General features: G+C 40.0%; 23 protein-coding genes. 2 read left to right on the top strand and 21 right to left on the bottom strand.

All coding sequences use genetic code 11. The features are described from left to right. Nucleotides 1-37: 37 nt before the first annotated feature. The 3 genes from Q0779_RS00690 to Q0779_RS00680 all read right to left on the bottom strand — a co-directional run bounded on the left by Q0779_RS00690 (nucleotide 38) and on the right by Q0779_RS00680 (nucleotide 1,548). Entirely contained in the window at nucleotides 38-457 is a 420-nt protein-coding gene (locus Q0779_RS00690) for a hypothetical protein (RefSeq protein WP_298768456.1), read from the bottom strand. Between the two features lie 61 nt (nucleotides 458-518). Continuing rightward, a complete protein-coding gene (locus Q0779_RS00685; RefSeq protein ID WP_298768454.1) occupies nucleotides 519-935 on the bottom strand; it encodes a hypothetical protein in 417 nt (138 codons plus the stop codon). A 175-nt stretch (nucleotides 936-1,110) separates the two neighbouring features. Further along, complete coding sequence (locus Q0779_RS00680) at nucleotides 1,111-1,548, bottom strand: hypothetical protein (RefSeq protein WP_298768452.1); 438 nt, start codon at nucleotides 1,546-1,548, stop codon at nucleotides 1,111-1,113. 427 nt (nucleotides 1,549-1,975) lie between these two features. On the opposite strand from Q0779_RS00680, the gene Q0779_RS00675 reads away from it, so the two are divergent. After that, nucleotides 1,976-2,692 carry a phytochelatin synthase family protein gene (locus tag Q0779_RS00675; protein WP_298768450.1) on the top strand — a complete coding sequence of 239 codons (717 nt, stop codon included), beginning with the start codon at nucleotides 1,976-1,978 and terminating at the stop codon, nucleotides 2,690-2,692. 45 nt (nucleotides 2,693-2,737) lie between these two features. On the opposite strand, the gene Q0779_RS00670 is transcribed toward Q0779_RS00675, so the two are convergent. The 13 genes from Q0779_RS00670 to rpoE form a co-directional block, all read right to left on the bottom strand. Then, a complete protein-coding gene (locus Q0779_RS00670; RefSeq protein ID WP_298768448.1) occupies nucleotides 2,738-3,091 on the bottom strand; it encodes a RidA family protein in 354 nt (117 codons plus the stop codon). Nucleotides 3,092-3,272: 181 nt separating this feature from the next. Next, a complete protein-coding gene (locus Q0779_RS00665) occupies nucleotides 3,273-3,794 on the bottom strand; it encodes a DUF962 domain-containing protein (protein WP_298768446.1) in 522 nt (173 codons plus the stop codon). Between the two features lie 165 nt (nucleotides 3,795-3,959). Further along, nucleotides 3,960-4,340, bottom strand: a complete 381-nt coding sequence (acpS, locus tag Q0779_RS00660) for a holo-ACP synthase (protein ID WP_298768445.1) — start codon at nucleotides 4,338-4,340, stop codon at nucleotides 3,960-3,962. A 54-nt stretch (nucleotides 4,341-4,394) separates the two neighbouring features. Next, complete coding sequence (gene pdxJ, locus Q0779_RS00655; RefSeq protein ID WP_298768443.1) at nucleotides 4,395-5,132, bottom strand: pyridoxine 5'-phosphate synthase; 738 nt, start codon at nucleotides 5,130-5,132, stop codon at nucleotides 4,395-4,397. A 76-nt stretch (nucleotides 5,133-5,208) separates the two neighbouring features. Further along, nucleotides 5,209-5,907: a DNA repair protein RecO gene (gene recO, locus Q0779_RS00650; protein ID WP_298768441.1), complete on the bottom strand. Its 699-nt coding sequence runs from the start codon at nucleotides 5,905-5,907 to the stop codon at nucleotides 5,209-5,211. Nucleotides 5,908-5,953: 46 nt separating this feature from the next. Next, nucleotides 5,954-6,949, bottom strand: coding sequence for a GTPase Era (gene era, locus Q0779_RS00645; protein WP_298768439.1), 996 nt, complete (start codon nucleotides 6,947-6,949; stop codon nucleotides 5,954-5,956). Beyond that, entirely contained in the window at nucleotides 6,946-7,623 is a 678-nt protein-coding gene (gene rnc, locus Q0779_RS00640) for a ribonuclease III (RefSeq protein ID WP_298768437.1), read from the bottom strand. The genes era and rnc overlap by 4 nt, the downstream gene beginning before the upstream one ends. A 2-nt stretch (nucleotides 7,624-7,625) precedes the next feature. Beyond that, nucleotides 7,626-8,543, bottom strand: a complete 918-nt coding sequence (gene lepB / locus Q0779_RS00635; RefSeq protein WP_298768435.1) for a signal peptidase I — start codon at nucleotides 8,541-8,543, stop codon at nucleotides 7,626-7,628. Between the two features lie 282 nt (nucleotides 8,544-8,825). After that, nucleotides 8,826-10,616, bottom strand: coding sequence for a translation elongation factor 4 (gene lepA / locus Q0779_RS00630; RefSeq protein WP_298768433.1), 1,791 nt, complete (start codon nucleotides 10,614-10,616; stop codon nucleotides 8,826-8,828). 205 nt (nucleotides 10,617-10,821) lie between these two features. Further along, the gene (locus Q0779_RS00625; protein ID WP_298768431.1) at nucleotides 10,822-11,265 is read right to left on the bottom strand and encodes a SoxR reducing system RseC family protein; all 444 of its coding nucleotides are present in this window, start codon (nucleotides 11,263-11,265) and stop codon (nucleotides 10,822-10,824) included. Between the two features lie 10 nt (nucleotides 11,266-11,275). Continuing rightward, nucleotides 11,276-12,214, bottom strand: coding sequence for a MucB/RseB C-terminal domain-containing protein (locus Q0779_RS00620; RefSeq protein WP_298769225.1), 939 nt, complete (start codon nucleotides 12,212-12,214; stop codon nucleotides 11,276-11,278). Nucleotides 12,215-12,247: 33 nt separating this feature from the next. Next, nucleotides 12,248-12,877: an RseA family anti-sigma factor gene (locus tag Q0779_RS00615; RefSeq protein ID WP_298768429.1), complete on the bottom strand. Its 630-nt coding sequence runs from the start codon at nucleotides 12,875-12,877 to the stop codon at nucleotides 12,248-12,250. Between the two features lie 25 nt (nucleotides 12,878-12,902). Beyond that, nucleotides 12,903-13,481 carry an RNA polymerase sigma factor RpoE gene (gene rpoE / locus Q0779_RS00610; protein ID WP_298768427.1) on the bottom strand — a complete coding sequence of 193 codons (579 nt, stop codon included), beginning with the start codon at nucleotides 13,479-13,481 and terminating at the stop codon, nucleotides 12,903-12,905. Nucleotides 13,482-13,679: 198 nt separating this feature from the next. Here rpoE and nadB point away from each other — a divergent pair, with 198 nt between their 5' ends. Beyond that, the gene (gene nadB / locus Q0779_RS00605; protein WP_298768425.1) at nucleotides 13,680-15,302 is read left to right on the top strand and encodes an L-aspartate oxidase; all 1,623 of its coding nucleotides are present in this window, start codon (nucleotides 13,680-13,682) and stop codon (nucleotides 15,300-15,302) included. 8 nt (nucleotides 15,303-15,310) lie between these two features. Here the strand turns inward: nadB and Q0779_RS00600 are convergent, their stop codons facing one another. The 5 genes from Q0779_RS00600 to nhaA all read right to left on the bottom strand — a co-directional run bounded on the left by Q0779_RS00600 (nucleotide 15,311) and on the right by nhaA (nucleotide 18,917). Continuing rightward, complete coding sequence (locus Q0779_RS00600) at nucleotides 15,311-15,724, bottom strand: protein YgfX (protein WP_298768423.1); 414 nt, start codon at nucleotides 15,722-15,724, stop codon at nucleotides 15,311-15,313. Continuing rightward, nucleotides 15,705-15,944 (bottom strand): succinate dehydrogenase assembly factor 2, encoded by a 240-nt coding sequence (locus tag Q0779_RS00595; protein WP_298769223.1) that lies wholly within the window; start codon nucleotides 15,942-15,944, stop codon nucleotides 15,705-15,707. The genes Q0779_RS00600 and Q0779_RS00595 overlap by 20 nt, the downstream gene beginning before the upstream one ends. Nucleotides 15,945-16,074: 130 nt before the next feature. After that, nucleotides 16,075-16,965 (bottom strand): transcriptional activator NhaR, encoded by an 891-nt coding sequence (nhaR, locus tag Q0779_RS00590; RefSeq protein ID WP_298768421.1) that lies wholly within the window; start codon nucleotides 16,963-16,965, stop codon nucleotides 16,075-16,077. 396 nt (nucleotides 16,966-17,361) lie between these two features. After that, a complete protein-coding gene (locus tag Q0779_RS00585; RefSeq protein ID WP_298768419.1) occupies nucleotides 17,362-17,745 on the bottom strand; it encodes a hypothetical protein in 384 nt (127 codons plus the stop codon). 2 nt (nucleotides 17,746-17,747) lie between these two features. Next, nucleotides 17,748-18,917 (bottom strand): Na+/H+ antiporter NhaA, encoded by a 1,170-nt coding sequence (gene nhaA / locus Q0779_RS00580; RefSeq protein WP_298768417.1) that lies wholly within the window; start codon nucleotides 18,915-18,917, stop codon nucleotides 17,748-17,750. Between the last annotated feature and the right edge of the window lie 122 nt (nucleotides 18,918-19,039).

Raw genomic sequence — 19,039 nt, 5'->3', positions numbered from 1 at the left:
TGCATAAAAGACCAAAACGGTAGTGTTAAAAGTAAAATCACTCAATAATATAACTTCCCGTATTTTGCCTTTTACTTGGCTCAATCATTCCTTGAGATTGGCTAAAAATATACGCGCCACTGTAATCATTTTCACACATGAATATTGTCCGAAAAGTGGATCTATCATCTCCCTCTGTCAACTTTACTTCTAGCAAAGCAACCTCAGGAGCAATAATACGGTACTCGTAATGACCTTGACTGGTGATCCCTTTAATTAATTCTGTTGATACTATTTTCTTTCCCGTTAAATTAAGTTGTATCACGCCGCCAGCATTAGGATTAGTCGGTGTGTATACTTCATTGACCATCAACAAAATCTGTTTTTTGTCTAAGTTATCGGGTAGTTTACACTCATCGGCAACCCCTATACCAGGCAACAAACAAAGACTAATTAACACTATTTTTTTTAACGCCATTAAACGAGCCCACCTCAGTTTATAAAAACTCACCATTTTTCAATATCGACCGGCTAAATCATCATTTTCTAATAATATAAATCCCTGTGTTTTGGCGAACATCAGGTTTAATCGTTCCTTGAGTTTGACTAAAAATAAAATACCCCGTCGTATTCGTTTCACAAACAAAGGTCTCTGTATATAAGGACGGCGCATCGTCAGCTCCCTCCCGAACACTCAGTTGACCTATATTAGTATCTAAACGTTTATAGCGATATGCCCCCTCAACACTCTCGCGGGTATTCATTATTGTGCTTTTAAAATTCAAACGGCTAAATGTCATTTCCTGTAACGTCCCTGCCATTGGGTTTTCTGGCGAATAATTGCCATTTACGCGGATCAAAAGAGTCAAACCAGCCAAGCTTTCTGGTATGGCACAAGAATCAGCAACCGATTGACCTATATGGAAAAATAAAAATAAGCTAAACAATAGCTTCATGTTTTATCCTTATCAATAAAGCATTTCAAGACTCTAAGAAAGTGTAGATGAAATTAAGCCATACGGTGTTTTTTCTCATCAATCAACCAGAACCACAGCCTAGATTTACCCTTCATTCTCTCTACCAGAAACAATAGACAACAGCTGTTAGAAAAAGTATTTGATACCATCAATACTATTTAATAATATAACGCTCTATCATAATGCCTATTTGCGGATCGGTTTCTACTGAAATAGGCGCATAAATATAATAGCCTTCAAGATCATTCTCACACACTAAATAAAGATTATATTGCAGTACCTTAGCGGCAAATGTTTCTCGCATTCTGATTTGAGCCACATTCTGAGCGAGTTTACGGTAACTATATTTGCCAATAAAGCCGTAGCTCACTTTATAACCAGAACCGTAATAACTCTTCTGCTTAAATGTCATTTCAATCATATCATTTCCAGCGGTTCGGCTGTAGCTAAACTTTTCACTGATAGGCATCATAAGGGTTAATCCATTCATGCTGTTAGGTAATTGACAACCTTTTGCCTGTAGTAAAAAACTGCTCAATTGCAACATCATTAACAACAATGGATATAAAATGATTTTATAGGTTAAAGACATTCTCTCCCCCAAGAAGAACCCTCATTTTTAAGTATAGGTGAGAAAAGTGATACTCTCTATTAACCCAACCCCAAATTTAATACATAAAAAATACATATGACAAAAACACATAACGAACAAATAATATGACGCCTCTCTTTTATAAAATCAAAAACATCTCAAAGTTGACACCAAAGAACCAACAAAAATACATATATAAAAACAAATGACAACCGAAAAATAAATTAACCTTTGTAATCAATAAATAAAAAAGTAAATATTCTGTATAGCATTAACGCTTTAATATCACCAAATAGAAAATGTTGAAACTCAGCATATATCAATAATCACCAGCCAAAACTATAGACAAAAGTCTAATACCCAAGCTATCTACAGACTACTATGGTCGGCCAATTAAATTAGCTTTTACTTAACAATAAGGTTCATCATGCGTTTAAAATACCTCCTATTAATTTGTTTATCACTACTTTCTCTGTCATTGCAAGCTGCCACACCACCCGATTTAACCCTAGATGATAGCCTCGTCCCCTTTAACTCTGCAGAAGGGAAAATCCTTTTACAACGTAGCCAACATAAAAACGATATTTTCAACCTTATGCCCTACTTCACCACCCAACAAACATTAACCTACTGTGGACCTACCAGTGCATCTATGATATTAAATGCATCAAACCTTCCGCGTCCTACTTCTCTATTATTAGCCCCCTACCAAATATTTGAACAAGACAATTTTTTCACAGCAGAAGTTCTGGATATTACAACACCCGCAAAAGTCGGTATGGGAGGAATGACAATCGATGAATTATCAGATGCTATCAAGACATTTAAACTGAAAGTTAACCTTCATCGTGGAACGCAAATCAATGAAAACCAATTTCGCCAAGATGCCATAAAAGCAGTCAGCTCTGATACTCAATTTATTATTGTGAATTATCATAGACAAGCGTTAAACCAAATAGGATCTGGTCATTTTTCTCCTTTAGCAGCATATGACAGTAAAAGCGATCGCTTCTTATTGCTGGATGTATCTCGCTTCAAATATCCCGCCATTTGGGTAAAAACCAGTGACTTGTATCAAGCTATTGTGAGTAATGCCGATCTCAATGAAGGGTTAAGCAGGGGATATTTAATCATAACGGAATAAAAGGAATAAATGAGAGCACGGAAGCACTCTCATAGACTCAGTGACTTACAGCTTCTGCGCAGCAATAACAGAAATCTCAACCAATAATGCATCTCTTGCCATTTTCGCTTCCACGCACGCTCTAGCTGGCGCATGCCCTTCTGGTACCCAAGCATCCCAAACTGCATTCATTTCGCTGAAATATTGCATGTCTTTGATGTAAATTGTAGCTGACAAGATATGCGCTTTATCACTCCCCGCTTCTGTTAATAAATCATCCACTTTAGCCAACATGGTTTGTGTTTGCACTGTGATATTTTGAGTCGCATCTTCACAAACCTGGCCACACAAGTAGATAACACCATTATGTTTTACAATACGACTCATTCTTGTTTTTGTGTGTATTCTCTCTATGCTCATCACTCTAACCTTTATATCATTAACACGTTAATTCTCTGCATGTTAACGACATAAAAATGAAAACGCTAACCCCAATAAAAAATGATGAAAAAATACTAAAAGCGCCCTCTTTTACGTTAAAAAAATCATGAAAACATAATGATTTTTCATCTTAACTGCTACATAGTCGTAAAATTAACGATCACTGCTTTGTATCCATTTGTTGTCGTTTTTCCATTGCAATGGGTGTTATTTTTTCTTTTAACGACGATAGCCAACCAAAATGAAAATACATTTCGGCCATTAAAAACAAAGGACCGATTAATAACTGATCTAAATCGTCAATAAAAGCCGGTTTTGCTTTTTCAAAATAATGCCCTATAAATTGAATAACCCAGCCTATGACAAATACCCCAATGGCCAACCACAAAGCCCCACTCCAATCAGCAATGATATTGGCAAGAAATAGTGTAATAAGCATGACAACAATCAAACCCAAGGCCAAACGAATATTTAACATTAGATAATAAATTGATAGACCAATCACAGCCAGTTTATCGATTGCTAACCGATAATCACCAAACAGTATTGCAACGGGTGTTAACGCTAATAAAATAAACACTGATAGGACAATCAGAGGTACACCAATAAAGTGTGTCTTCACATTGTTAGTGTTTAAATGAACACTCTTGTACGTGGATAATCGCTCTACAGCATTTCTCATTAATTGGCATCCTTTCAAAATAATTTTTAACACATATTACTCTAATATACTAAAAATAGATGGAAATACCAGTAAAGACGGTCATTTATTAACTGGCTATCTTCCATAAAAAAAGCCCACCATGATTATCTCATTGTGGGCTTTTCCCATACTGCTTCACTGGAATTAGGATTCTATAATCACGGTTGCAACGGCATAATGTAACTCATCAGCAATGGTCACGTGAGCAGAAGTCCCCTTCAGCCAAGCGAGTCTATCTGCTGCACCTTGACTAAAAGAGATATGCGGTGCGCCATAGTCATCATTTTTAATTTCAATATGTTGAAAAGAAACACCACGTCCGATCCCAGTCCCTAGCGCTTTAGCAGCAGCTTCTTTAGCCGCAAAACGTTTTGCTAAATAACGTGATGGTTGATTAACTGATTGAAACTGCTCAAGTTCACTCGAAGTTAATACTCTTTTTGCAAGCTTTAACGGTGAACTGAGCACCAACTTATGGATCCGTTCGATTTCAACAACATCAGTGCCTAAACCCACAATTGCCATCAACATCCTCTCAACAAAAATGACAACACATTTGGCCATAATGAAGCAGAAACACTACTCACCACGACGGCCTTCTTGCATTAAACGTTTCATATCTTTGACTGCGGTAGCCAAGCCATCAATAGCGGCCCTTGCGATAATCGCATGGCCAATATTCAATTCATACAATTCAGGGATTGCCGCGATAGGCTTAACATTATGATAGTGCAATCCATGCCCAGCATTGACAATCAACCCCTTAGCATGAGCATACTTTGCCATATCAGTAATACGCATAAGTTCATTTTTCTCTTCTGTCTCAGAGTGTGCATCCGCATAACCACCTGTATGGATCTCTATAACGGGTGCCCCAACTTTAACTGCCGCATCAATTTGTGCTTTATCTGCATCAATGAAGAGGGAGACTTGAATGCCTTTTCCACTCAAACGTTGCACTGCACTCGATATTTTACTCATTTGTCCCGCAACGTCCAAACCGCCTTCAGTCGTCAATTCTTCTCTTTTTTCGGGCACTAAACATACGTAGTGAGGCTGAATATCACAAGCAATATCAAGCATTTCATCAGTTACTGCCATTTCAAAATTCATGCGTGTCTTTAATGTCTGTGCTAATACTTGAATGTCTCTATCGATAATATGTCGTCTATCTTCACGAAGATGCACCGTTATTCCATCTGCCCCAGCATGCTCAGCCACTGCGGCAGCATGTACAGGATCAGGATAACTCGTGCCTCGAGCTTGTCGTAAAGTCGCAATGTGGTCAATATTGACGCCCAGTAAAATCTGGCTCATGGAAATGTCCTTTGTTTAATTAGCTAACACATAATAACAAAGCATCACACCTCAATAAATGACAGTGTCACACTCATTATTGTGGCATATTAGGTTGGCGCTGCTTAAACAGTGCTCTTGAATACAATGGCTTACTGCCTAAAATACGCACTAAAAGTTGCCGCATTAACTTTTTTGCCGCCAGTAAATGATGTGCTAATAACTGTCGGTTAGCTAAGGCTGACAACATATCACCTTGAAAAAATTTATCTTGTGTGAAGACTGTTGGGTATACAGGCATAAAACCTTTTTCAGGTAATAAGCGATAGAAGCCGTCACCATTAATGGGGTTTTCTAATGGATCTATCGTTAAAGAAGGCATAATACCTAACTCTTCCAATAAAGATAATTCAAAATAGCGTAAATCCTGCTCTTTTAACCCCAAAGCCAGAGATAATAACGTCTGATGATAGTGATAAAAGATGCTTTCAGCCTGATGCTCAACAGTCAAACACCGCATCAATAACTCATTAAGGTAGAGGCCTGCATATAACCCATTACTCGCAAGCGGCACAGCAGGGCTCGCCGCCTCTAATTGAGTCAAATTCTTAAGTGAGCCTGCGCCAGAAAAAGTAAAGATCAAAGGTTGGAAAGGTTGAAGTATACTACGAGCCGTATTTTTCTTACCACCTAAACGTGCAATGGCATCGACTCGCCCTTGATTATCGACTAGTAAGTTGACAATAACACGATTATCACGATAAGGGCGGGTGTGTAATACATATCCACGCAACATAAAATATGACCGTTCTACAGTATCTAATGTTCACCCGCCATAGGATTTACTCTTCTCCGTAGCCTAAACTTCTTAATGCACGCTCATCATCGGCCCAACCAGATTTGACTTTAACCCAAATCTCTAAAAATACTTTATTGTCAAATAAGGTTTCCATGTCAAGACGTGCTTGAGTCGCAATGGTTCGAATACGTTCACCTTTTTTGCCAATCACCATACGTTTCTGACCACTACGTTCAACTAAAATAAGCGCATTAATTTGATAGACCCCATTCTCCATCATGGTAAATTGCTCAATTTCAACCGTCGCATCATAAGGTAATTCATCTCCGAGAAAACGCATGAGTTTTTCTCGAACAATTTCAGATGCCATAAAACGCTGAGAACGATCTGTCACATAATCTTCAGGAAAATAATGAGGTGACTCAGGTAACGCCGCTAACGATAAATCTAAAATGCGTTGAATATTGGTCCCCTGAGTCGCCGAAATAGGCAAAATATCATCAAAAGGAAATTTTGTTGCCATTTGCTCCAGATAAGGAAATAAGGCTTCTTTATCTTTAATATTATCAACTTTATTAATCGCTAATACGATTTTTCGGCCATCATCATTATGGTGTAATTTCTTTAACACCATGTCATCATCAGCCGTCCAATTCATGCCATCAACCACGAAGACCACTAAAGCCACATCGGCTAAAGAACTGGAAGCGGCACGATTCATTAAACGGTTAATCGCACGGCGCTCTTCTATGTGGAGTCCTGGCGTATCAACAAACACCACTTGCTTAGGACCTTCTGTGTGGATCCCCATAATACGGTGGCGAGTTGTTTGCGGCTTTTTAGAGGTAATACTGACTTTCTGCCCGAGTATTTTATTCAGCAGCGTCGATTTTCCCACATTCGGGCGTCCCACAATCGCCACCATGCCACAATAGGTTACATCATATTTGGCATGTTGACTCGGTTGGTTCATGCGAGCAAGTAGCTCATCTAAACTGGGTTCTACGCTCCCTTGTGCTTCTTCTTTCTTGTCACTCATTTCTTGATTAACTCCAGCACTTGGGCCGCGGCAATTTGTTCTGCTTTACGCCTTGAACTGGCGACGCCGACAATCGGCTCACTCAGGCCTTTCACCATGCATTCAACGGTAAATGTTTGATTATGCGCCTCACCTACCGTTTTCACTACAGTATAGACGGGCAATGGCTTCTTAAAACCTTGTAAGTGTTCTTGCAGTAATGTCTTAGGATCTTTTTGATCCACAGGCTTAATGGTCTTTAATCGACTTTGGTACCAAGTCAAGACTAATTGACGACAAGACTCAATGCCTTTATCAAGATACACGGCTCCAATAATCGCTTCAACGGCATCCGCTAAAATAGACTCACGCCTAAATCCACCACTCTTCAGTTCACCGGGGCCGAGTTTTAAATAGTCTCCCAGTTTAAATTCCAGTGCAATCTCAGCCAACATTTTGCCACAGACTAAGGTCGCTCTCATGCGACTTAAATCACCTTCTTTCGCTTTTGGAAATTGATGATAAAGCGCATCAGAGATCACAATAGACAATACTGAATCGCCTAAAAATTCTAATCGCTCATTATGCTTACTTGCTGCACTGCGATGTGTTAAAGCTTGATCAAGCAAAGTCACATCAGTAAATTCATAACCCAAAGTACGACACAGTCTTGGGATATTTTTAATCGGTTCCATAGTTATTGAATTCCGCCTACACGGTTAAAGCGCACACCTGTTGGGATCCAAGTGGGTAAAAAGTCAGAAGGTTTACGATCAAATTCAAAACTCATCCAAATCGCCACCGCTTTTCCAACCAAATTGGCTTCTGGTACAAAACCCCAGTATCGACTGTCAGTGCTATTATCACGGTTGTCACCCATCATAAAATAATGACCTTGTGGCACAATAAACTCACCAACAGGTAAATTGGGCTGTCTAAAATAATAATTAATCATATCGGGTCTTGCTGGATTAATTAAGATATCATGACTCACATCACCTAACTGCTCTGTATAACGGATTAAAGGTGTACCGTCTTGAAAAAACTCACCACTATTCACTTCAACCCGTTTCACCTGTTCAGCAGCCGGACAATCAATACGTCCTTGCATACAAGCCGGTTTGATATACAACTGTTTGTTTCGATATATAATAGTATCACCAGGTAAGCCTACAACCCGCTTAATATAGTCAATTTTAGGATTTTCAGGATATTTAAAAACCGCTACATCACCACGTTTAGGCTCACCAGTTTCAATCAGCTTCTTACGCCAAACCGGATCTTTTAAGCCATAACTAAACTTCTCAACTAAAATAAAATCCCCAACCAGTAATGTGGGCATCATCGAACCTGATGGGATTTGAAAAGGCTCATAAATAAAAGAACGTAATACCAACACAAACGCAATCACAGGAAAAATAGAGCGCGCCGTTTCGACAATAGAAGGCTCTCGAATGATTTTTGCTGCACTTTCTTCGCTTAACTCCGCTGTCGCAGCTTGTGCCAACGCCAACTTTTGTCGACGTTTTGGGGCAAACAAACGTGCATCGACCAACCATATCAGGCCACTAAACAGCGTCACAAGGACTAAAATGAGAGAAAAATAAGCTGCCATAGTTAACGCACTCCTGCCACTTTTAAGTTAAGTAAATCACTATCAAATCAATAGTAATTCTAAATTATTCAATCACAGATCATCTAGACAACATAGCCAGAAACAATCCATAACCACTCATCCTACTTTATACCATAACACACTGCTTTCAATTATTAATTAGTCATCAATTAAAGAAAACTTATCCTTTAAATAATCACCCAATTATCGAGCCAGAATAATAAAAGCGCCGCAAAACTGCGGCGCAACTGATTTTATCCGTCTCTATTTAGAAAGTTGTCATTAATCATTCAACTTAAGGGCAGCTAAGAAGGCTTCTTGTGGCACTTCAACGTTGCCCACTTGCTTCATTCGCTTTTTCCCTTCTTTTTGTTTTTGCAGCAACTTCTTCTTACGAGACACATCACCACCATAACATTTAGCGGTCACATCTTTACGTAGCGCTTTAATAGAAGAACGTGCGATAATTTGGCTACCAATCGCCGCCTGTACTGCGATATCAAACATTTGACGTGGAATAAGTTCTTTCATCTTATTCACTAAGGCCAATCCACGATAACGCACGTTAGACTTATGAATAATCATGGCTAACGCATCAACACGATCACCGTTAATTAAAATGTCTAATCTCACCATATCTGCTTGTTCAAAACGTTTAAAATTATACTCTAAAGAAGCGTAACCACGACTGGTTGATTTTAGACGATCGAAAAAGTCCATAACAACTTCAGCCATCGGCATATCATAAGTAATTGCGACCTGATTACCGTGATAAACCATATTGGTTTGTACGCCACGTTTTTCAACGCATAAGGTGATCACATTACCTAAATAATCCTTAGGCACTAAGATATTCGTCTCTACAATAGGCTCGCGCATTTCTTCGATATTATTCACCGCGGGTAAATCAGACGGGTTATCGACGTAGAGTATCTCGCCATTGGTTCCCACAATCTCATAAACAACGGTTGGAGCCGTGGTAATTAAATCAAGATTATATTCTCGCTCTAAACGCTCTTGAATGATCTCCATGTGCAATAAGCCGAGGAAACCAATACGAAAGCCAAAGCCTAAAGCCGAAGAGGTTTCTGGCTCAAAGAAAAGTGATGCATCGTTTAAACTCAGCTTGTTCAAAGCTTCGCGGAAGTTTTCATAATCATCAGTAGAAATCGGAAAAACACCCGCATACACCTGAGGCTTGACTTTTTTAAAGCCAGGCAAAGGCAATTCAGCCCCGTGTTTGGCAAGTGTCAATGTATCACCGACGGGCGCACCATGAATTTCTTTAATACCAGCAATTACATAGCCTACCTCACCTGTACCCAGTTGTGGAGTATCGGTTTGCTTCGGCGTAAAAATACCGACGCGATCAGCATTGTGTGTCTGACCCGTTGACATGACTTTAAATTTATCGCCTTTACGCAATATACCATTTTTAATTCGAACTAAGGACACAACGCCTAAATAGCTATCAAACCAAGAATCGATGATCAGGGCTTGAAGCGGCCCATCTGGGTCTCCTTTTGGCGGCGGAATTTTAGACACGATATCTTCTAATACCGCTTTGATACCTAGGCCCGTTTTTGCAGAGCATCTAACCGCATCAGCAGCTTCAATCCCCACAATATCTTCAATTTCATCAGCAACACGCTCAGGGTCGGCTTGAGGTAAATCGATTTTATTTAAAATCGGTACCACATCAAGATCCATTTCTAATGCGGTATAACAGTTAGCAAGCGTTTGCGCTTCAACACCTTGACCTGCATCAACAACCAACAATGCGCCTTCACATGCTGCTAAAGAGCGAGAAACCTCATAAGAGAAGTCCACATGACCTGGCGTATCAATAAAGTTTAATTGGTAAGTTTCACCATCATCAGCTTTATAATCTAAGGTGACACTCTGTGCTTTAATAGTAATGCCACGCTCACGTTCCAGCTCCATTGAGTCTAGAACTTGCGCAGCCATTTCACGATCAGACAAACCTCCACAATCTTGAATTAGGCGGTCTGATAGTGTCGACTTGCCATGGTCGATATGGGCAATAATTGAAAAGTTTCTTATATGCTTCATTATGCTGGGATGACTAAACTCGAAGTTGAAAAGAATTCTAAAAGTGCGGAATTGTACCTTATCAAACAGACAATACCAATCTTGATTATTAACATAACGACAAAAAAAGCGAGCTAAATTAGAGAAGCAAGTTAACAAAAATAATTTATCTGTTAATTTTCAGCACTTTAAATCGAATAAAAATAAAATAATCTCCTTAAAGGCTTTAATTAATTCGCTGTCCAATGTGGGCTAAAATAACAGGTTGAGCCGTTTTTTCCATGTAAGCCGCTTTGACCCGCGCAAGCCTCCAAGTTAAGCTCGCACCCACAACACCTAAAACAAAAGCAAAGAGATCGGAGACGGCAAAAACGCGAGTCGCTAAAAACGCCCCAAGAAAAAAGCCAATCAAAGGTAATAAATAGACTAAAGCAGCCGCTTTTAAAATCACACTTTCAGGTAAACCAATTTTTAACCACTCACCAATAGGGTAAGGTTTGTCACTCATTATCGAGAACTGTTGTGACTTTGAAGAAAAGGCTTGAGACACAGCAGAAGTACCGCAAGAATCATTATTATCACAATGATTACACGCACTTTTTACCTTGACTTCCACTCTTATCCAGCCGGTTTCATCACAAGCAATCACCTTTGCCATTTCTTCCATCATAAAACGATCCTCACTGGGCTCCAATGACAAGGCTTTTAGCTATGCGTGTTAAGGTTTCACTGGGTACTTTACCCACAGCGACCACTTCGTGATCGCCTACGACTTCAGCTGACAACCCCAAACCATTGCGCGTCACTAACCCTTCAGGCAAAGGACTGTCTCCCACTTTAGAGATATAAACTGATATATTGGCTAAACCATCACTGAGTGCAATATATTCAACAGACTCATTATTACCAATTAATCGATGTTGATCATTGGTTTGTACTGTAAAACCTTGAGGCAACCAACTAAAATGCCACTGTGCCTTTTTAGCGCTAGAAGCTTGTACCACCACAGAAGGCCACTCTTGCTTCTTAGCTTCAATTAAAATCGCTGGGGCTTTGTCCAAAACCAATAACTCCACGACTAATAATTGTTCAAGCAGCTGTTTATCTTTAGTTAATAAATCATAACGTAACGGCAGTGCCGTTTCCATATCGAGCCAAATTTGATAACCATATCGAAAATCATCTTTTGGTATTAAACGAACCAATTGGCTCGGTCGCCCAGCAAGGCGGCTTCGCCCCCCTAAGACAAACTGATAACCCGACTCTAACCTGTCAATATTACCTGCAAAACCAGCAGGGAGGATCCCCGGAATACGTTTAGCGTTGACACTGTAGGGCGCTTGTTGATATTCAATAAAGCTCACTGTATCGCCGACTCTCACAGCACTTTGTGGAGGACCATTGAGGTATTCAAGAAAAGCCACTTCCTGACTATCCACTTTACCATGAATATACACCAAAGGACTGATATGCTCCGCTTGAAGTTGGATAACGGAGACTTTGTATTCTTTCTCGTGTAAAGCTTGGCTCATATTCTCTAACCAAGCTTTTGCAGAAATAGCTTCTTGTGCCCATGTAGGGCACGAGAAGGCCAAAAGAGCCAACGCTAAAAAACGCACATTAGCTCTATTAAAAATTAATGACATATATAATTACTGATCCGGTAACGCCTGAATTTGGCTATTGTCATCTATATTCATATCATTATTCAACCTTTGTTGTAATTGATGATCTTGAATATAGGCATTAATACGTAATCTTTGGTCAGCAACCTGTTCATTTGTTGCACTTGAAGCCGAATGAGGCTGTACTGAACCCGTTTGTAAACTCACAGGCGACACACTACCGACTAATGGCCGAGTATTCAGAACAGATAAGGGCGTAGTATCAACACTGCTATCTTTATTGTAGTTATCAACACTAACCACCACAACTAAGGCCACGCTTGCCGCAATAGCATATTGCCCAAATTGCTTAAATAAAGGAATGATTTTAGAGGACTTCTTTGGTATCTGATTAGCCTCCGCAGCATCATTGACAGGCTGTGTATTGTTTATATGAGTGACATTATAGCAAGGTTCTTGCTTAATAGCCTCAGCGATGTTCATCGATAGATCAATATTTAATGCAGTGGGTAATTCATTACGCATTGCATCACCTATAATTTGGTAATCTCGCCACTGTTCGTGTAAGTCGATATTGTTAGCTAAATCAGCCAACGTCTTTTCATCGACTTCACCATCAACGGCTGCAGACACCCATTCCTGACCTAATTTATCCATTTCTCTACCTGTATCAATTTAAATGCTATCGCTCCAGCAAAGGCTGTAGCTTTTTATCGATTGCTTCTCGAGCTCTAAAAATACGCGACCGAACTGTCCCAACAGGGCAATCCATGACATTGGCGATATCTTCATAACTCATTCCATCAAGCTCACGTAACGAAATAGCCATTTTCAATTCTTGTGGTAATGTCTCTAACGTGTCAAATACGACCTTCTGAATTTCATCGGAGAGCACTAACCGTTCTGGAGAAGCAAACTCCTTTAACGCATCACTGCCATCATAATATTCAGCATCTTCAACATCGACATCATTTGCTGGCGCACGTCTTCCATGTGCAACCAAATGGTTTTTTGCAGTATTGACTGCTATTCGGTACAACCAAGTATAAAAAGCACTTTCACCACGAAAGTTGGGTAAAGCTCGATAAGCCTTAATAAAAGCTTCTTGTACGATATCGGGTACATCGGCCTGATTTCGTACATAACGAACAACCAAATTCGCAACCTTGTTTTGATATTTTAGCACCAAAAGGTTAAAGGCATTTTTGTCACCGCGCTGTACACGCTCAACTAATTGTTGATCACTTATTTGTCCACTCATTCGAGCCGACTACTCCTAAATCTGTACTGATCTCTCAGTCGCTCGAATTCATACATCTAGTATGTAGACTCACAAATGAAAAAAAAGTTCTAAAAAAATATTTAAATGATGAATATACTCTACATGCAATCAGCCTGTATCCATAATATCCATCTTAGTTTACTATAACCAAACCCACAGAAGATACTATGATACCCGATGAAACAAGTAGTTGAACACCAATCTGACATTTTGGTTATTGGCAGCGGCGCAGCTGGTCTCACTTTAGCATTACATCTTGCTGAAAAGTCAAAAGTTATTTTACTTTCAAAAGGTCCTCTAAGTGAAGGATCCACTTATTATGCCCAAGGGGGCATCGCTTCTGTATTTGACGAAGACGATACCATTGAATCCCATGTATCTGATACGCTAATCGCAGGGGCTGGTCTTTGCGATCCCAGCGTTGTTAGTTTTACAGCAGAAAATGCACAAGCGGCGATTCGCTGGCTCATTCAATGTGGGGTAGCCTTCGATAAAGAAGAAAACGAAGACGGTCATATTCCTGCTGATGCAGCATACCATTTAACCCGTGAAGGGGGTCACAGTCACAGACGTATTCTACATGCGGCTGATGCTACGGGTAAAGAAGTCCAAGTGACTTTACAAGAATGTGTTAAAAAACATCCTAATATACATGTTTTTGAAAAGTACAACGCCATTGACCTTATCACCACACGCAAACTCAATCGTCCAGGCAACCGTGTACAAGGTGCTTATGTGTGGAACAGACAAAGCGAACAAGTCGAAACCATCAAAGCTCGCTTTGTTGCACTTGCAACGGGTGGTAGCTCAAAAGTGTACCAATATACTTCTAATCCAGATGTCGCTTCAGGTGATGGTATCGCGATGGCTTGGCGAGCAGGCTGCAGAGTAGCTAATATGGAATTTAACCAATTCCACCCAACCTGCCTCTATCATGCCGATGCTCGTAACTTCTTGCTCACTGAAGCATTACGAGGAGAAGGTGCCTTTCTACGTCGACCTGATGGCAGCAGGTTTATGCCCGATTTTGATAAACGCGCAGAATTGGCCCCTCGAGATATTGTAGCGCGTGCTATCGACTTTGAGATGAAAAGACTCGGCTCAGATTGCGTTTATTTAGATATTACCCATAAGCCCGCTGATTTTATCATCAAACACTTTCCAACGATTTACCAACGCTGTCTAGAACTGGGTATCGATATCACAACCGACCCCATTCCTGTTGTGCCTGCAGCGCACTATACTTGTGGTGGTGTCATGGCCGATTTGCACGGACAAACTGACATAAATGGACTTTATGCTATCGGTGAAGTGGCCTACACAGGCTTACATGGGGCAAACCGTCTAGCCAGCAATTCCTTGTTAGAATGTCTGGTCTTTGCTCGAGCAGCCAGTGAAGATATCGACAATCAACTCAACAAAGTGCGTATGCCAAGTGACATCCCCCCTTGGGATGACAGTCAAGTCTCAAATTCTGATGAAGAAGTGGTCATCGCACATAATTGGCATGAGCTAAGACTCTTTATGTGGGATTATGTGGGCATTGTCCGTTCAGACAAACGCTTAGAAAGAGCACTAAGACGCTGCTCGTTATTACAACAAGAGATTGAAGAATATTATCAACATTTCCGTGTATCCAACCACTTGTTAGAACTCAGAAATTTAGTCCAAGTCGCTGAGCTCATCATCCGCTGTGCAATGAATAGAAAAGAAAGCCGTGGCTTACACTATAACATTGACCACCCAGAAAAATTGCCCCATTCAGGCCCAACTGTCCTTCGTCCTGAGTCAACAAAATAGGCACATCTTTATTGTTGACATAATAACCGACACAAATGCCGATAATCTGTGTCGGTTAACATATCACTCCACACGACAAGCATTTTCTTTTTGCTTTCACCCACACACTGATAATAAAAAATCACAACAAAAGCACTAATAAAGGCTCGCCTTACTAGTACAAATTGTTGTCCATCTGCAAAAATTCCAGAACCCGAGGTCGATAAACTAAACCCACAATGCCAACGAATTAAACACCACCACTGCCGAATAAAAAATGCTGTCAACGCAATGAATAGGCCTAATTCCACAAATAAAAAGATTCTACTATCGCTTTGTGGCCAAAACAAAAAAGAGGAAAGAAAAAATAAATAAGATATGACCAGAGTTAACCGCTGGTCAAAAGATGATGCTATTGAAAAGCTATGGCGCTGCTCGCCCACGTACTTTGACTACCATATCAGCTAATTCTGGCACCTGACAAGTTTCATGTCCCATGAACCATGCAAATAATTCAGGATCTTCGCACTCCAATAAACGAACAAAAATGAATTTGTCATCATCACTCAGTTGTTCATAATACTTTTCTACAAATGGTTGAAATAACACATCCAACTCTAACATACCTCTACGGCACGCCCACCTTACTCTTGCAATCTTCATTGGCTCAGACAAGCTCTTGCTCCTCGAATAGGTTATCGTTCACACATGCTCTGCCTACTAGTCTATCAGCCCTTAACGTCTACTGTCGACAATCCTTCAATGACAATCTGAAAAACTGATATCCTTTTATTCAGTCTCTAGGTGTAAAAAAAGCGGTAAAGTCCATTTCGAGTAATCGTTTTACCGCAGGATGTTGGATCATACGTTCAGCAAACATCATATGATAATACTCTTTTACCTCAGCAGTTTCCCCAAGTAGATGCATACCGCGCTTTATCACAGATTGCTTATAAATACTGGGAACAACAAAAATACCTTGGTTTGAAAATCCAAATGCGTTCATCATAGCAGAATCATCAAACTCTCCTAATATACGGATTTTTAGTCCTTTTTCATCAAACCAGTGCACTAACTGCTGCCCTAACGAAGTCCGCCTTCCAGGAATAAGTAATTTCTCTTGCTCAAGACAAAAAGGAAAAGGCTTTGAAAGCGGCTTATGGGCAAAAAAAGCCACTCCACTTTCTCCTAATTTTTTAGATAAAATCTCAGGATATTTGAGTGAGCCGCCAGCACAATCAGATAAAATAATGTCCAATTTATGTTCGCGCAATCTCGCCATTAAATCGTCATGGGTCGCTTCAAAACAAGCCAAGTGCAAACTATCGTCATCAGACATCACGGATAATAAAATATCGCCTACTAACTCCTTGGATAGTACATCAGCAATCCCCACTTCAAAGAGTGTTTTTTTATCCTTCTGATAATTAATAATATCTAGCATTTCATAGCTTAAGCTAAACATTTTATCAGCATAACGATAAACTAACTTGCCCAATTCAGTTGGGGCTAGTTGCCTCCCCTCACGCGTAAATAGCCGACCATTTAACCGCGCTTCGAGCACCTTTATTTGCCCCGTTATTGTTTGTGGCGTTAAGCATAATGTGTCAGCCGCTTTCGCAACAGAACCTTTCTTTTGGATCATCCAAAAATAATACAGATGGTTATAATTCAAATTAATCATCCAGTTTATACCCGTGATACTTGAAGATGCATGTTTTCAGAGCCTGTAAAAGTGCCTAATTCAAGGCGTATTATTGCAAGAATGCTTATTGCCTTTTAAGGTGATACAACTTCGATGTAGGTGATTTTACAGACTCCCAAGGGGCTGGCCTCTTTATATGTAAAAGCAAGGCCTTTTATACTGCGTTATTGAACATCAGCTTAGAATGACTAGGCACGCTCTTCAAGCTGACCATCAAGGATGATGGAAATGTCATTTATGCAGGAGCAATTAATGACCTTGCCTAAAAGGCTTTTAATTCCAGCTGAATCCTGCATCTTCAAGTATCACGGGTATACATCTCTATTTTCACAAAGGTTCTCTCAGTAACAATACACTCAGGTCATTCATTAAGTGTTATTGATTTCGATTACAATCCATTAAGTTAAGCATGACGCCTTTTAATGCTGTCACATCATTAATCTCACTGGTGATAAATGCCTCCCCCAATCCTGAGACTAATGACTCCCTGTCAGGGATCCTTCCCTGACAATACATGCGATTCGCTTCTTTGAAGCGTTGGCCACTTCGATATTTTAATGCCCTTTTTGCATAAGAATCAGGCACAATATCTTTTTGTGAACTGTCCATTCTATGCATAAGTGCACCATCGACCACCCCTTGCAAATAATCTTGACAAGCTGTACTGCTAACATTTTTATTACAAGCGGCAATTTGTGTTGCGCTCACTTGCGCGGCTCCAAATATAGACAACAAGCCGATCAATAGCTTTATTTTCATCTTTATTCTCCCTTTTTATCTAAAGCATTAGATAACCAGAAATAACCGACAACAGCAGAGGCAATTGACCCCATTAATATCCCTAAGCGAGCTAAATCCCCATAAATGGGCTCAGCCCCAATAAATGCCAAAGAACTAATAAACATCGACATGGTAAAGCCAATGCCACACATGACAGCAACTGGAGCAATCTGTTTCCAGCCAACACCATCAGGCAATACTGCAAATTTTAATTTCACCGCAAGATAACTAAATAACATGACGCCAATCGGCTTACCTAAAAATAATCCAAGCGCAATGCCAATCGGTAATGGTGACACTAAATAACTCAAACTCATTCCTGATAAATCAACACCTGCGTTGGCAAAAGCAAACACAGGTAAAATCAAGAAGGTACTCCAAGGATGTAAATCATGCTCTAATTTTTCAGACGGTGAACTTCCATCTTTTGCCCTTAATGGAATACAAAAAGCAATAATCACGCCAGCCAATGTAGCATGGACGCCCGACTTTAAAACCGCAATCCACAAAATCCCCCCTATTACGGCATAGGGCGCTAATGCCGTGACACCTTTAAGATTTAGGCTAACCAGCCCCATAATCGCAAAAGCAGCAATGATCATGCTGAGCATGGATAAATCTGTGCTGTAGAAAATAGCAATAATGACTACGACACCTAAATCATCAATAATCGCCAAGGCCAGTAAAAAGACTTTTAATGACACAGGAACTCGACTACCAAGCAACGCAATAATACCTAATGCAAACGCAATATCCGTTGCCGCAGGAATAGCCCAAGCTGACTGCGCAATAGGATCGGAAAAATTAAACATTAAGTAAATAGCCGCCGGAAAAACCATTCCACCAATGGCAGCAAAAGTGGGTAATGAAGCTTGAGCTGGTGTCGACAATGCTCCTTCTAGCAACTCACGCTTCACCTCCAATCCAATTAACAAAAAGAAGATAGCCATCAAACCATCATTAATCCAATGCAGCAATGATTTGTCCAAATCGAGACTACCAACACGAATTTGCATCTCTGTATGCAAGAAATCTTGGTATAACCATGAGAGAGGAGAATTAGCAAGAAGAAGCGCTAAGATCACTGCCAACATTAATAAAATACCGCCAGCGGATCCCTTATCAAGAAAATTTTTAATCACTCGTTCCATATTCCTTCCTTTTTAAGCCCTTACACGAGATTTTCAGTGTAGCTCAATGAATATAGTATGAATAATCGATTGATTCAATGTTAAAGCTCGATATTTTCGAGTTGTAACATAATTAACAATAT

Origin of the sequence: uncultured Shewanella sp. (assembly GCF_947491715.1) — a bacterium.
In the GTDB taxonomy this organism is placed as follows: Bacteria; Pseudomonadota; Gammaproteobacteria; order Enterobacterales; family Shewanellaceae; genus Shewanella.
This window is presented reverse-complemented; position numbering and strand designations above follow the sequence as displayed.